The organism is Olsenella sp. An290 (assembly GCF_002159535.1).
Lineage (GTDB): Bacteria > Actinomycetota > Coriobacteriia > Coriobacteriales > Atopobiaceae > Thermophilibacter.
Genome location: NZ_NFIU01000001.1, coordinates 116,446 through 130,555, shown reverse-complemented (window position 1 = coordinate 130,555; position 14,110 = coordinate 116,446). Strand labels below are relative to the sequence as shown.

The window sequence follows — 14,110 nt, the reverse complement described above, 5'->3', positions numbered from 1 at the left end:
TTTTCATCGTTTGGGATGGCCAGAAAGAAAGGAGAGCCATGCAAGCCCAGCTGATCGTCCTCGCGTTTTCGCTGCTCGGAGCCGCCTCGTGCGCACTCGCCGTCATCCGGAGGGGAGGAGCGTCCCTGCTCGCGGGGAGCCTCGCCGCGGCACTTCTCGCCCTGCTCGCCCACGAGGTCGACAGCTTGGCGGGCACCGTCTGCTGCCTCGTCGTCGCGCTCGCCGCGGCCATGCTCGCCCTCGCGCGTGTGCCCTGGATGCGAGGGGCTCCGCTGGGACCGCTCGTCATCCTTGCCTCGATGGGCATCTACCTGCGCTGCGTTCCCGTCGGCAGCGGCACGCTCGAGCTGCTCGCCCTCCTGGGGCTCGTGCTCGGGCTCTACCTCATCGCGGGAAGGGAGCTCCTCACAAGGGCGCCCCGTCTCGACGCGGCAACGGTGGGCGTTGGCATCCTGGCCCTGGGCTTCGTCGGCGGAACGGGGTGGATTCGCGTCTTGGGCTGGGGCCTCGACGCCGCACTTCTCGCCCTGCCGCTGCTTGCGGTCGGGGCGACGGGGGCGTTCCGTGCAAGTGGCGCCGAGCGCGGGGACCTCGTCGTCGCTCTTGGCGCGTCCGCCGCGGTCCTCGTGCTCACGAAGTCATACGCGGAGCTCTGTCTGCTGCTCGCCGTGATTGCGGCGCTCTACGTGCTGAATTCGCCGCGTCGCGGGCATGCCCTCCTGGTCGTCGTTGCCGGGGCGGCCATGATCGGGCTCCTGGGCATCGACCTCATGGAGTACCGTTTCCTCGTCTGGCTCTCCGCTCCACGAGACGTCTACGGCAGCGGGTTTGACCTGAACCTCTTCTACGAGGTCCTCAGGAGCGTGACGCCCCTAGGAACGGGCGTGCCCGACGTCGGGACGCTGCTCACCTCGGACTTCCCCGTCATCTACACGCTCGGACAGGCGGTCTCGGCCTTTGGCGTGCCAGGCATCGCGCTGCCCGTACTCTGCGTGGCAAGCGTCGCGGCAACGACCGTCCGAGCGCTTCCCGTCCTTGACCCCTCCGAGCAGGCCCTCGCCGTGGCGCTTGGCACCATCCTCGTGGGATGCGCCCTCGGCAACCTGGCCTACGTCTTCCACGTCCTGCCGGTGCCCTCGCTCCCCTTCCCGTTCCTCTCCTCGAGCGCGACCGGCCTGATTTCGCTCACCGTGACGTGCGTCGCCCTCGCGGAGGTCGTCGGCATGGGGGCGCTCCGGTCCCTCGAGGGCACGGAGGCGCACGACCTCCCTGCGGCTAACATACATTCCACGCGGTTCTTCTCGTAAAACGCCTGTTGGCGAGAAGAACCGCGTGGAATGTATGTTGCAGAGGCAGGACGTGGCTCGGGATACACCGGGGCGCGCAGGCAACCCAGGGCCGCAAGCGCGGAAACGATGGACTCCGTGGGTGACCAGGCGTTGTTTGCGACGTAGGCAAGGTTTCTCCGAGCCACCTCGAGCCCGCGGACGCCATGGCACGCGTCGAGAAATCGCGCGATTCGCTCGACCGTGGTCACGGGCGACACGTCAAAGGAGACGGGCCCGTTCTCGGGTCCGCGGGATCGCGCGCATACGAGCCGCACAGCTCGTAGCCTAGGAGCGCGTGCACGGCGGGCATCATGAGCGGGGCGAGCTCAAGGAACAAGAGCTCCGGACAGGGAATGACGACACCGTCCGCCACCTCGGCAAACGCACGTGGAGGGAGACCCGTCGAGTACACGGTGCAGGCGGCAAAGGACGCCTGCACGCGAGCGTCGCGAGACGGCACGGCAACGTGCAGCGGGTGCCGACGGTCAGGAGGCGTCTCAAGCGCGAGGGCCCGGAGCGGCAGGGTCGCTGCGGACAGGCGCTTCCTCGGGGAGGAGTCCGGGACGGGAAGCTCGCAGCGGGCGCCCAGCCTGCCCCGCGTAGACCGAATGGAGCGCAGGACGCTGAGCGCGCTCATCTTATTCGCGGCAAGGCGCATGTTGGCTCCGGCGATGTTGATTAAATAGATAATATCTATACGCTATACAGAACAATTACTGATTAATTGTAGCGTTGCATTATCGATTCTGTGAGTCACACGACTTTGCCTGCGAGCGGTGGTGTTGGGTGGGCCCGAAGGCCATACGCAACATACATTCCACGCGATGTTCTTCTTGCCAACAGGCGTTTTACGAGAAGAACCGCGTGGAATGTATGCTGCGTCGCTGTTGAGGGCCGCAGCCCGAGCAGGAACGGGGTCGGACCCGCAACCAGCGCGACAACGGAACCGCGGCTCAGGTGGAAACGGGATCAGCGTCGGGCCGGGGCCTGGCCCCGGGGCCGCGCAGGCCCCGGGGCACCCTCGACGCCTAGAACCCCGCGGGGCGGCGCGCCGGGGCGCCGAGGCACTGGGGCAGGGCGCACTCGAGGTCGTCCGCGGTGATGACGGCCTCGTCGCGAGCCCAGGACGCCTCCACCACGGCGTGGTCCACGAGCTTGCGCGCCGTGCGGGCGTTGGAGAAGCCCGCGGAGCGGTGCAGCGCCTCCATGGCGCCGGGGAGTGCGTCGACGCACGCGACGGTGAAGCCGCGATCCCCCGCCATGCGGCAGAAGATCTGCACGAGCTGGTCGGTCGAGTAGTCGGGGAACTCGATGCGATAGCCAAAGCGGTCGCGCAGGCCGGGGTTGAGGTCGAGGGTCTCCCGGACCTCGGCCGGGTAGCCCGCAATCACGCAGACGAGGTCGTCGCGGCAGCGATCCAGCTGCTCGGTCAGGGTGTCGATGGCCTCGCGGCCATAACCGAGCCCCGACGTCATGAGCGAGTAAAACTCGTCGATGAAGAGCATCCCGCCGCGGGCGGACTCGACGATCTTCTTGACCTTGGGGGTGGTCTGGCCGGCGTAGGGGGCCATGAGGTCGTTGCCGCCCACCTGCACCATCCTGTGGGTGCCGTCGGTCACGCCGACGCGGTCGAGGTAGGAGACCAGACGGCTCGCGAGCTCGGTCTTGCCCGTGCCCGGGTTGCCCTCGAAGACAAAGTGGAGGCAGTCCACCGCGCCGCGGCCGTGCTTGGCCACGGCGGTCCCGAGCTTCATGAGCATGAGGCGCTGCTCCTCCATGCCCACGAGGCCGGAGAAGACCTCCTCGCCGCCCTCGGGACGGGGGCAGGCGGCGGCGCGGCCGGCGAGGTCGGACGCGCTCACGGGACCCATCGCGCCCTTGACGAGCTCGCGAAGGTCCTCGAGGCGGTCGAGCGGCATGCGCCCCGGGCGCACGGTGCTCACGCGCGCGAGCTCATAGGGGCAGAACCGGCTGATCGGGTCCTTGACGAACTCGGGGCTCACCGAGCCGTAGGCGAGAAACGGCACCTGCCAAGCGCCCTCGTCGTTCTTGATGGCGCTCATGAACTTGAAGGTCGCGTCCTCCTCCATGAGCTGCTGGGTCAGCCCCAGGCGCGCCGCGACCTCGCCCCAGTCGGGCTCGCCCAGCTCGCTTACCGTAAGAACCCCGCAGATGAACTCCTTGAACATGCTGCCTCCTCGCTCCGCGCTCCGCTGCGTGGAGACATTGAGGCAGAGGCCGCGTGCACGCGTTGCGCAACGCGTGCGGCACTCGCAACGGCTAGCGCGGGGGACGGAGCCACCCGGACGAGCGGGCGGCATCGCGCGAGGCGCTCTCGCCGATTCGCCGGGGCGAGAAGAACGCGCGTGGCCGATAATTCACTCGTCCCCGCACGCCGAGAGGAGGCCCCATGAACTGCGCCGTCTGCGGCCGCGAGCTGCCCGAGGCCGCCGCCTTCTGCCCGCGCTGCGCGCACGCCACAGGCGGCGCCGCGGAATGCGGCGACTACGCCTACGAGGCCTTCATTTCGTATCGCCACACGCCCGAGGACCGCGCGCTCGCTCGGCGCATCCAGCGGCGCATCGAGGGACACCGCGTCCCCCGGGAGCTCCGACAAGACGGTAGAACGCGCCTCGGCAAGTGCTTCCGGGACGAGGACGAGCTGCCCACCAGCGACTCCCTCCCCAACCTCATCGGGGACGCGCTCGGGCGCTCGCGCTTCCTCATCGTGATCTGCAGTCCCCGCATGTGCGAGAGCCTCTGGGTCGCCCGCGAGGTCGAGCTCTTCTCGGCCTACCACGGACGGGACCGGGTTCTTCTCGCCCTCGCGGACGGGGAGCCGGCCGAGTCGTTCCCGCCGCTACTCATGTCAATAACCGAGAAGAGCGACGGCGAGCCCGTGCAGTAGGCGAGCGCGACCCTGTCCTCGAGCCCCTCGCCAAAGAGCTCGTGGGTCACCCCCGTTGCCTGGAAGACGTACTCCCTCATCTCCGCCCCCTAGCTCACCATGACGCCGTTGTGCACGACGCGGCCCTCCTGCTGGAACCCACCGTGCGCGGACTTGGACGACCCCTCCGCCATGAAGTAGATGAGGGCGTCCCAGTCGAGCTCGTCGATTGACCCCGTGAGCTGCAGGGCATTGGCGATGATCCTGCCCTTCCTCTTGGTGGGAGGCGCGATCTTCCTGAGGAGGTCCCGGTCGCTCCCACCGATGCCGATAGCGATGCTCGACACGGCCCGGCTCGCGGACAGCTCGCCGATCTGCTGCTCGAGTTCGCTCGGGAACGCGCAGGAGTTGCCGCCGTCATCCGTGATCCATCCGTCGGTCAGCACCATCGACACCGACCCGTTGCGATCCTCCTTGGCTTCCTCCGGGCCTGCGGACCCGCTCCGCGCCCGTCACAAATTACGGTTCCCTACGGACAATCGGTCCGTTGCGCAACAAGCCGGACCACGGAGGTGAGATACGACGAAAGGCAACAGAAAAGAGGGGTCGGAACCCCGACCCCTCTTCGTTCCTGCCGGAGCTGCTAGGCGCCGTAGTGCTTGCAGTCCGGGTTGGTGCAGGCTATGCCGCCGTTCCCGTAGTATGCCTTCGAGCCGCACTCCGGGCAGTCGATCTCCACGCGCTCGCCCTGCTTGTCCTCCGCCATGGCACTCTCCCTTCCTTGGGGCTTCGCCCTCTCAGGCGCTTGATTGAAGGGTGCCCTGTCAGGCGTGCGCACGTTGCGCAACGGAGCGGTCGCCGGAAGAGGCGGGCGTAACGGACCGCACAACATACCTATCGCTGACCGACAGCCTATCCCTGATTGCAAGAACCATCGACGGCTTGCACCTCTGCACCAGAATGTCCCTTCAGCTGACGATAGCGACTCTCGACACGACGAGAGAACTTCCTGTCCTCGTCGGTTTTCTCTTTGATCAGGTGAATTCCCACCATGGCGCGTCCCAAGGTATCAAGCACGAACCTCTTCTTCTCCGGGTTGTCCTCAAGGGGGAACACGCTACATATATCCGCTATGCATCCATAGCATAGCGCTCTCAGCCTGTTCCGTTCATCACCCTCCTCCATCATTCGGGCGGCCTCCTCCCCCTCCGCAAGCAGCTTCATGTCCTCTGCAAGCTCCTTGTTGACAGGAAGAATCTCATGACCCCTCAGCAATGCCTTATACGTTTCGACTTCGCACACTCTTCTCTGGTCCTGTGAGCCGATGAGTAGGCAGGCACGTGCATGCTCTCTGGCATCAAAGTATTGGGAAGACCTCTTCTTGAGCTCGCGAGAAACGCGCAGGTACCTCTTCAGGAGACCGGTCTCACGCTCCTCAAGATAGTCATAGCGCCCGGTCAAGTTGGCATAAACGCGCCTTAGCTCCTTGTTGGCGGCGGCAATCTCAGCAAGTCTGGCATCCGTTCTGTCTTCCACCGGTGTCTCATCATCAAAAACACCAACCTCGATTGCATGCGCTCTTGCCGGCTTTACCTCCCTTACCATCTTCAGGCGCTCCTCCCATGGGAGGCGATAATTCACGATGCTTCCCATAGGAGAGTCGATGCGATACTCCAGGCTTCTCTCCAGGCTGCCAAGAATCTCGTCACTTACCTCGTATCGGCTCCTAAACTCCTCGTAGGAGGCATAGAGAAGGTCCAGATGGTCCCTCTTTTCGAGCCTGTCGACGTCTTCTCCGATCACATGCTTGTGGGCGGACGGCATGAAGCACTCGCTCCGGTATGCAATTCCGACGACATCCTCGGACAGACCAAGTTCGATGAATCGCTCCGTCAGAGCTTGTCCTCCAAGGAGGAAGCGTGCGTTACGAATAGCCTCGCCCATGTTGGCCACGTAGGACAGGTAGCATCTCTCCAGCTGCTTTCTGCTTTCCTTATCGAGCTCCACAATCGCGCCAAATGCACCAGTTACTGAAAGCGCGCGAAGCATCAGTTGAGAAGGTTCCAGGTAGTTTGGCCAAAGACGATGGATTTTCATTAAAAGCTGGAATGATTTGTATCCATACGCTCGCGCTTCTGCCAATTCTCCAATTGTCTCACTAGTTGCAAAGGCCACATACCAGCCGGCTTGAACGTTTGACATGCAAAACGCGTCTGTTAGCTCTGCCCCGTCAATATCGAGAAGGATTCTCGTCAGTTCATCTCGATATCCTGCGGCCTCTTTCCCTCTTCCTGCACGCAGAAGGGCATCGCACGCCACGGAATACCCCGAGATAAGATCCATGCGATACCCAAGAGACGTCTGGTCACGCCTCTCGTCGTTGAGCGTATATGTGAGGTAGTCCTTCGCACACCTGAGCGCATCCTCATAGCGGCACACCTCGAGGTACATGCTAGAAAGAGTGTGGCTGGCGCGCGGGGAAATGTTGACCCCAAACCCCCCGAGCCGCTCCGTCACGACATGCTGATCGTAGCTTCGCCATAGCCGCAGGGCCCTCTCGGCATACGCAATAGTCTTCTGCTGGCGGTCAGGAACATCCCTTCCGAGCGCCTCCGGATTCATGTTAAGAATGTTCGCAGCCTCACAATAGAGCATTGCTCGAACCGCCAGACCCGTGTCGCTCTGCGGCAGACTCGACTCAACCTCTGCCAGCATCACCTCATAGAGTTGCAAGGCGCGCCCCGGGTTGACTCCATGCGTCTGGGGAAACCAATAGAGTCCGGTTCGATCAACCATGAGGCACAGCATGTACCAGTCCTCGGGCGAACGTCCACGCATCGCACAAATTGTTTTGTACGCAAAGGTGTCCTCAAAAGGCTTCTTTGCCTCAAGAGAGTAGATGTCCGCAAATCCCTCAAGAATGCACCTGGCAACTGGCAACCAGCCGATCTCATCATGGAACACGTCCACTTTCCGCCGACCGCTCGGTCTCTCCACCAAGTCTCTCCTGCACAGCAAGTCAGCTGCCGTCCCGGCGTCGTCAGCAAGATAAAGGTGATACATGACCTCATCGTCGATGAAGGCATCTCGAGATGAAGCTGCGTAAACTGGGGCCCCGCATCCGGGAAGAGGCTCTCCGACAAACCAAGCTCGACGGAATAGGTATGGTGCCAACACGTTGCGATTCATCGAGAGTACCTCGTCACGGTGACGAGCCCAAAGCATTCTGCGGAAGCTCTGGTGCGCGAAGTCCCACTCCATCCTTGTGCGCTGAATGAAGTTGCCGGGGAGCATCTGGCGAAAACGTGCAAATGTCGCAGGGTCAAAGGAGTTCCCAAGCGTGCCCGCCAGGTCCTCAATGCGCAGGCCATGGCGGCTCGCCGCCAAGGCAAAAAGAAACTGCGGATAGCCGCTTAGCCTCATTGCCTCTGATATCCTGCGAACGAGTTCCTCGTACATTCCCTCGCAGTCAACGGGAAGCTCGGCAAGAAGCGAAGTCATCACGGAGATCTGGGCCTGCATGGGGGAGCTGCCCATGAGGCTCCTCTCCCTCTCGATCTCGTCGTAGTCTCTCTTGCTCAAAGTGAGCAGGTACCGCACCACTAGGGAGAGGTACAGCGGACTCGCCAATTCCGAGCGCAGTGCCTTTGCCATAAGGAGCGCAACGACCGGTTCGGGAAGCTCTGGCTTATGGCTCGCGGTGCAGATGGCGGTGACCACCCGCCTCGCGTCGCGCTCGCTCATCCCCTCCAGGGACCGCGTTCTCCAGTCAACACGCCCCGCGTCTACGCCGCGCTCCACGGGAATGGAAGTGCATAGAATCCGACAGCCCTCAGGGAGCGGGTCGGGAACCCAGCCCAACGGCTCGTGCCCGGAGCAGAGCAGCTGATCGAGCCCGTCCACGATCACCGCTACTTGACCCTCAGTTGCTCGATTCCTCAGGGCAATGGAAAAGGCTTCGCAGAGTGAGGGGTAGTCCATGCGGTAAAGGGCATTGAGGTCAACCCCCGCGTCGAGCGAGCGGACGAGGTAGCGAAGAACGCCAAGGTCATCCGCTGTCTCTAGTCCCATTCCGCAGAACACGGGCACCGTGAGACAGCTCGCCTCAAGTTGACAGGCAACGCGAGCGAGAAGGGCGGTCTTTCCCACGCCCGGCTCTCCCTGGATGAGGAGGAGGCGCGGTTCCCTCCTCATGCAGAACTCGGCCAGATTGGCAACAATCGCCTCTCGCCCCACGAAGGAGGAGGAAAGCTCGTGGGCGTATCGTCTGTGGTATGCCCGCTCAACGTCAAGCGGAGAAAACCGTCTTGCGGGAGGCTCTCCCAGCTCCTTGTGGACAAGCTCGCGTAGTGCGGAGAGCGCACCCGCGCAGAACTCAGCAAGATCGTAGGAGCCGTCTTCCAATATACGCACACGATAGTCTAAGACCGAGTCTGGGTAAGTTGAACGAAGGCGCATTTTGAGCGCTTGCAGCGCCTGCTCGCCTGAGGGGTCAAGAAATGCCTTTCGCTGCTCAGGAGTCAGAGAGCCCTTGTTTTCAATGGAGCGGAAGCAGAAGAGTAGCCTTCCAGCCTTCGCGTGCGAGAGAGCGTACTCGACTTCTCGCCCGGTCACACTCGGGCCGCCGTCGCCGGGGACGTAGCCATAACGATCCCCCAACAGAAGGAGGAAGAAGGGCTCGCATCGGTCTATCTCCTCAAAGCATGTCTTGAGAACCTTGGCATCCTGCTCGCTCTCCGAGACGTCGCTCGTGTCCACTCCCCAGCGAAGGTCCACGAAGTCCGCCCCGACGCCATATTCGCTGACGGTCTCGCGCAGACCCGGAAGCACCAGGTCCCGCAGTGCGTCACGCTCGTCCTGCATATCCCTGAACGTGCTCGACACAAATACTGAGACGTCGGCCGGAATCTTGGGAAGACGAGCTCCTGGCTCAATAACGGCACAATCGCTCATAAACGCCTCCACATACTCAAGGGGCATCCGATGAAGACGCTAACATCATCACGCACGCAGGCGCGGGGATAATCGGCGGGCGTAGATTCGGCTTCACCGTATGGCCCGCATCACTCAACTGGAGGCCCCAGGGCGCCCCCCGTCGCAATGTCGGCGCCTTGCCCAAGCGCCCCGAAACGCCTATCCAAGGCAGTATGGGCGTCTCGACTGAAGGATTCTAGCCATCGCGAAAAAGGAAGAGGATGTTGAAAATGGCGCGACGTACGAGTCGGGCTTGCCCCGCCCTGCGGAAAGGTGGGGCCCCGACCAGAGAGGCCTTAACCGTTAATCATCTGAGAGGTAAAGCCGCGTTCAACGAGCCGCTCGAATGCTGCCGTCACGTCCGCGGGAACGTCCTGCGGCGTCTGCCAACCACGACGTCCATATTCAACGATACGCTGGATGTCCCCCACGAGCACCGAGAAGAACTCCTCAACGGTTATCGGGCCCTCATTTCCATAGACCGCAACAAACTCCTCAAAGGAGAGCGTCGGAGAGGTCATGATGAAATCCAGCTCGGGCCACTGCACCTCAAGCGCAGAGCGCGTTCTTCTCCCCCTAAAAGGGACCTCAACCACAATGGCTCGCACGCCGGTCATCCCCGCCCCAGCAAGCAGCCGCCTTGAGTGGGCGATGTTCTCTCCCGTATTCGTCGCCGTAACGTCGAGCAGGATGTCTCGCTCGGGAACCCCAAGTCCCTGTGCGATCCGAGCGAACTGTTCCGCCTCGGGCACATTCCAAATCCCCTTGGTGATGCGACCAAATCCGCCCGTAAAGAGAACCTTCTGAACCCAACCATCTAGATAGAGCTCCGCCGCTCGGCGCGCCACGTACTCACTATGGTTGCCAAAGCCGATGGCAATCTCTCTGCGCTCCAGGCTGTCGTCGACCCTCTCGTACGAGAAGAGCGTCTTGGCGTCGGCAAGAACAGCGCCATCGAGCGTGCTATCGGACATACCCAGCCACCTTTCTTCCCGCAAGTAAACGCTTGTGTGCCGCCTTAAGGTGGGTCGCATAGCGCTCGAAATGGTTATTCTCGAGCTCTGGCATCAACTCGTCGTAGAGCTTCACGGCTTCCTCGACGCGACCAAAGCGGGCGTAGAAGAGATAGACGTTGTACATCATCGCGTAATAGTAGACGCCATATAGCTCGTCACGACAGGCATTGAAGGCATCAATCATCGGGTCGCGCAGGGCATCCGCCCACTCCTCGTCATCCTCCGAGCAGAAGAACTCAAAGGCACGACGGTACGTGTAAAACAGCTCCTTTGAGTCCTCGATAAGTCCCATCTCGTTCACCAACGAGATGAACGCCTCTCGATCTTCGTTGATGATTGCTAGCTCACGCTTGGGAAGCAGAACGCTCTTTGCGTAGGGCAAACCGAGCTCCTCGCGCTGCTCCTCGGCGTACCTAAGAAGACCCAGGAGAATTTGTTCGCTCATGCCGTAGTTTCGCTCAATCTTATGCGTGATAGAGAGAAGCCACTGGCAAAGAATGATGCTCTCAGTCAGACGTTCCGCGCTATCTGGGCTTTTGTCCATCATGTGCTCGTAAACGCTCAGCGCACAATCAAGGAAGCGACGCGCATCCTGAACGTAGGCTATCTTTCCACTGTTGATAAGCGCGTAACTCACGTTCTCGTATACGTCACCCAAGGCAATGGAGAAGATTCCGCGCGCATAGAGCGTGTCGACAAGCACCCTAAGCCGACAGCCTTCGGTCTCGTACGTGTTGTAGAAGCGATAATGCTCGTAGGGATCGACGATATCCCGGTAGTGCGTGTCAAGGTCTTTGACACAATGCGCCAGCACTCTGCTTATCCTGACGGGACTAGTCCGTGCAATAAAGTTATCAACAATCGCTCGTTCCTCAAGGGAAGCTCCCCTGTCAAGCAGCTTGAGTCGAGCCTGGTCGGCCGCGGGAGTATGCTCGAACCCGATGAGGTTATCGACCGCGCTCTTCACAACCTCGCAAAAGGCGCGGATGCGCTCTTCAAGTGGTGGAAGAGTTCCGTCGAACATGTTGGTCCGACAAAAGTAGTACCTGAACTCCTCGGCAAGATCCTCTTGTGAGAGACGCAAGGGAAGGATGACCATCCCCTGAGCCCGTTTGCGATGAGCGAGCTCGGTTTCGTTTTTAACGTTCTCTGAAAGTTCGGCGGTATCCGTGAGAATCGAGACGAAAATCGAGGAATGGTCGATGGCCCGCACGATGGCGCGCGCATAGTCAACCCCCTCGAGTGCGTTACCATCAAGGTCCTTGCGATCGAGCCAGCAGCGAACTCCCATCGCCTCAAGGCGATCGCAAATTCGTAAGGCGAGGTCATCATCCCTGCTGCTATGGCTAATGAAGACGAGATGGTTCATTGTTGCCCCGTCCTACACGTTGAACCGGAAGTGCATGACGTCGCCGTCCTGCACCACGTAGTCCTTGCCCTCGATGCGGAGCTTGCCCGCGTTCTTGCAGCCAGCCTCGCCGCCCAGCGCGACGTAGTCCTCGTAGCTCGCGACCTCGGCCTTGATGAAGCCGCGCTCGAAGTCGGAGTGAATCACGCCCGCGGCCTCGGGGGCCTTGGCGCCAATGCGCACGGTCCAGGCCTTGACCTCCATCTCACCCGCCGTGAAGTAGCTCTGGAGGCCCAGCAGGCGGTAGGCCGCCTGCGCGAGCGTCTCCAGGCCGCTCTTCTCAAGGCCCAGGTCCGCCAGGTACTCGGCCGCCTCCTCGGGGTCCAGCTCGGAGAGCTCGGCCTCGACCTTGGCGCAGATGGGAATCGGCGTCACGCCGTCGATGGGGGCAAGCTCGGCCCCCAGGTCGTCCTCGTCCACGTTGGCCACGTAGAGAATCGGCTTCATCGTGAGAAGGAAGAGGCCCTTGGCCTCGGCGCGCTCCTCGTCGGTCATCTCCATCGTGGCGGCGCGGTTGCCCTCGTTCAGCCATGCCAGAAGGCGGCGCGCCACGTCGGCCTTGGCCGCGAGCTCCTTGTCGCGCTTGGCGTCCTTCTCCAGGCGCGGGAGCTGCTTCTCCAGGCTCTGGATGTCCGCGAGGATGAGCTCGGTCATGATGGTGTCGGCGTCGCCCGCGGGGTCCACGAACTCGCCCACGCGACCCACCTCGCGCATGACGTTGGGGTCGGTGAAGTAGCGCACCACCTCGCAGATGGCGTCCGTCTCGCGGATGTTGGCCAAAAACTGGTTGCCGAGGCCCTCGCCCTCGTTGGCACCCTTGACCAGGCCTGCGATGTCCACGAACTCGACCGTCGCCGGCACGATGCGCCCGGGGTGCACGATCTCGGCCAGCTTGCCGAGACGCTCGTCCGGCACGTCCACAATTCCCACGTTGGGGTCGATCGTGGCGAAGGGGTAGTTGGCCGCGAGGCCACCCTTCTTGGTGAGCGCGGTGAAAAGCGTCGACTTGCCCACGTTGGGCAGGCCCACGATGCCAATGGAAAGCGACACGTTCTTCTCCTTACTTCCGTGTGGGCTTTGCGGTGGTGGATTCCTCGCGCGCGGGCCGCGCGGCGGGGCCGGGCGCGTCGGCGCCCTCGTCGTCCAGCCTCTCGAGCGCGTCCGCCACGCGACCCAGCTGCTGCTTGCCCTTCTCCACGTATTCGGCGGCGCGCGCCTTGGCCTCGGCCTTCTTGCGCGCGAGCTCCTCGGCGGCCTTGTCGGGGACGATGAGCTCGCGCACGTCCATGGGCTCCATGGCAAGGGCGCCCTCCCCGCAGACCTTCGCACAGGCGCCGCAGCTCACGCAGTAGGCGCTGCGCACCGTGACGTGCCCCGCGCGGTCAAGCTCGAGCGCGCGGGTGGTGCAGGCCCGCGCGCAGTCCCCGCACATGGTGCAGAGCGCGGAGTCGCAGACGGGCACCTCGAGCCTGACGTTGTCCGCAAGGTCCTCGGCGTGCTGGAGCGCGCCCATCATGAGCTTGCGCCCCTGCGTGAGCAGGCGCTGGCGGCTCGTGGAGGTGCGCCCGCCCACCGCCGCCTCGAGGTCGCGCTGCAGCTGGTCGAGGCGCTTGGTGTGGTCGGAGATCTTCTTGGCCACGGCCTGGGCGCCGGCGAGCGCCGGGTTGGTACGGCTCACCAGGCGCTCCGCGGAGTGGATGGCCCCGCTCACAAACTGGCTGCGCTTGTAGGCACGCGTGAGCTCGTGGGTCAGGTCCGCCTGGTCGACCTCAAGGCCCAAGGCGGCGTCGGCCCACTCCTCGGCCTCCGCGATGGCGTCGGTGTAGGCCTGCTCGCCCGTCGTGGTGCGGCAGCGGTCGCAGATGCCCAGCGGCAGGTACACGCTGATGTTGTCATAGTCGGCCATGAGGGAGAACCAGAGGTCGCGCGAGATTGCCCCCACGCACGCCAGGACGATCTCGTTGTCCTTGGGCAGGCGCTTCAGGGCGCGGGTGCACGTGACGTAGCACTGCTCGTAGGCCGAGGCGGCACGGGCGATCCGGTCGTAGAGCTGGCGCGGGGTGTGGCGGCGCGTGGAGAAGGTCTCGGTTGGGCACACCGCGGCGCACAGGCCGCACTTGCGGCAGTCCTCCCCCACCAGCACCGACTGGTTGTGGATGGTGATGGCGTTCACCGGGCAGACGTCCAGGCACCGCGAGCACACGTCCGCGCGCCCCGACGCCCCGCGCAGGCAGCGGTTGGAGTTGGCAAAGGGCTTCTCCTTGTAGTCCGCCGGATTGAATACCTTGACCTCGTCACCGGTGAGCGAGCTCACCATGGAGCTCGGCAGGTCGGAAAGGGCCCGCCAGTCACTCTGCAGGTCAATGAGCTCATCCAGGAAGTCGCGCTTCTCAGCCACGTGCCAACCCCTCTCCTCTAGTTCGGCGACCTCCCATTGTACCGCGCGCGGCCGAGAAGGACCTCGGGCCGCGGGCCGAAGCACGGGGCCGCGGGCCGT

The 14,110-nt window shown here is 63.1% G+C and carries 10 protein-coding genes; 2 read left to right on the top strand and 8 right to left on the bottom strand.

Annotated elements, in window-relative coordinates; genetic code table 11:
* Window positions 1–38: 38 nt before the first annotated feature.
* The gene (locus B5F84_RS00670) at window positions 39–1,307 is read left to right on the top strand and encodes a hypothetical protein (protein WP_087319667.1); all 1,269 of its coding nucleotides are present in this window, start codon (window positions 39–41) and stop codon (window positions 1,305–1,307) included.
* A gap of 1,049 nt (window positions 1,308–2,356) precedes the next feature.
* Here B5F84_RS00670 and B5F84_RS00660 read toward each other — a convergent pair.
* Entirely contained in the window at window positions 2,357–3,517 is a 1,161-nt protein-coding gene (locus B5F84_RS00660) for an AAA family ATPase (RefSeq protein ID WP_158094450.1), read from the bottom strand.
* A gap of 221 nt (window positions 3,518–3,738) precedes the next feature.
* On the opposite strand from B5F84_RS00660, the gene B5F84_RS00655 reads away from it, so the two are divergent.
* Window positions 3,739–4,236 carry a toll/interleukin-1 receptor domain-containing protein gene (locus B5F84_RS00655; RefSeq protein WP_087319660.1) on the top strand — a complete coding sequence of 166 codons (498 nt, stop codon included), beginning with the start codon at window positions 3,739–3,741 and terminating at the stop codon, window positions 4,234–4,236.
* Window positions 4,237–4,325: 89 nt separating this feature from the next.
* On the opposite strand, the gene B5F84_RS00650 is transcribed toward B5F84_RS00655, so the two are convergent.
* The 7 genes from B5F84_RS00650 to B5F84_RS00625 form a co-directional block, all read right to left on the bottom strand.
* Entirely contained in the window at window positions 4,326–4,664 is a 339-nt protein-coding gene (locus B5F84_RS00650) for a hypothetical protein (protein ID WP_087319658.1), read from the bottom strand.
* A gap of 194 nt (window positions 4,665–4,858) precedes the next feature.
* On the bottom strand, window positions 4,859–4,981 hold the full coding sequence (locus B5F84_RS09720; protein WP_255375228.1) for a hypothetical protein: 123 nt from the start codon (window positions 4,979–4,981) through the stop codon (window positions 4,859–4,861).
* A 146-nt stretch (window positions 4,982–5,127) separates the two neighbouring features.
* Window positions 5,128–9,195, bottom strand: a complete 4,068-nt coding sequence (locus B5F84_RS00645; protein WP_087319657.1) for a DUF4062 domain-containing protein — start codon at window positions 9,193–9,195, stop codon at window positions 5,128–5,130.
* A 290-nt stretch (window positions 9,196–9,485) separates the two neighbouring features.
* Window positions 9,486–10,163 (bottom strand): YdcF family protein, encoded by a 678-nt coding sequence (locus tag B5F84_RS00640; protein WP_158094449.1) that lies wholly within the window; start codon window positions 10,161–10,163, stop codon window positions 9,486–9,488.
* Complete coding sequence (locus tag B5F84_RS00635; RefSeq protein WP_087319653.1) at window positions 10,153–11,574, bottom strand: toll/interleukin-1 receptor domain-containing protein; 1,422 nt, start codon at window positions 11,572–11,574, stop codon at window positions 10,153–10,155. Before B5F84_RS00635 ends, B5F84_RS00640 begins: the two co-directional genes overlap by 11 nt.
* A gap of 12 nt (window positions 11,575–11,586) precedes the next feature.
* Entirely contained in the window at window positions 11,587–12,663 is a 1,077-nt protein-coding gene (gene ychF / locus B5F84_RS00630; protein ID WP_087319651.1) for a redox-regulated ATPase YchF, read from the bottom strand.
* Between the two features lie 10 nt (window positions 12,664–12,673).
* Window positions 12,674–14,011 carry a 4Fe-4S dicluster domain-containing protein gene (locus B5F84_RS00625; RefSeq protein ID WP_143786018.1) on the bottom strand — a complete coding sequence of 446 codons (1,338 nt, stop codon included), beginning with the start codon at window positions 14,009–14,011 and terminating at the stop codon, window positions 12,674–12,676.
* Between the last annotated feature and the right edge of the window lie 99 nt (window positions 14,012–14,110).

Excerpts from the sequence above, each read along its gene's own strand:
- B5F84_RS00670 (WP_087319667.1), top strand. The coding sequence starts at position 39 with ATGCAAGCCCAGCTGATCGTCCTCGCGTTTTCGCTGCTCGGAGCCGCC.
- B5F84_RS00660 (WP_158094450.1), bottom strand. The coding sequence starts at position 3,517 with ATGTTCAAGGAGTTCATCTGCGGGGTTCTTACGGTAAGCGAGCTGGGC.
- B5F84_RS00655 (WP_087319660.1), top strand. The coding sequence starts at position 3,739 with ATGAACTGCGCCGTCTGCGGCCGCGAGCTGCCCGAGGCCGCCGCCTTC.
- B5F84_RS00650 (WP_087319658.1), bottom strand. The coding sequence starts at position 4,664 with ATGGTGCTGACCGACGGATGGATCACGGATGACGGCGGCAACTCCTGC.
- B5F84_RS09720 (WP_255375228.1), bottom strand. The coding sequence starts at position 4,981 with ATGGCGGAGGACAAGCAGGGCGAGCGCGTGGAGATCGACTGCCCGGAG.
- B5F84_RS00645 (WP_087319657.1), bottom strand. The coding sequence starts at position 9,195 with ATGCCCCTTGAGTATGTGGAGGCGTTTATGAGCGATTGTGCCGTTATT.
- B5F84_RS00640 (WP_158094449.1), bottom strand. The coding sequence starts at position 10,163 with ATGTCCGATAGCACGCTCGATGGCGCTGTTCTTGCCGACGCCAAGACG.
- B5F84_RS00635 (WP_087319653.1), bottom strand. The coding sequence starts at position 11,574 with ATGAACCATCTCGTCTTCATTAGCCATAGCAGCAGGGATGATGACCTC.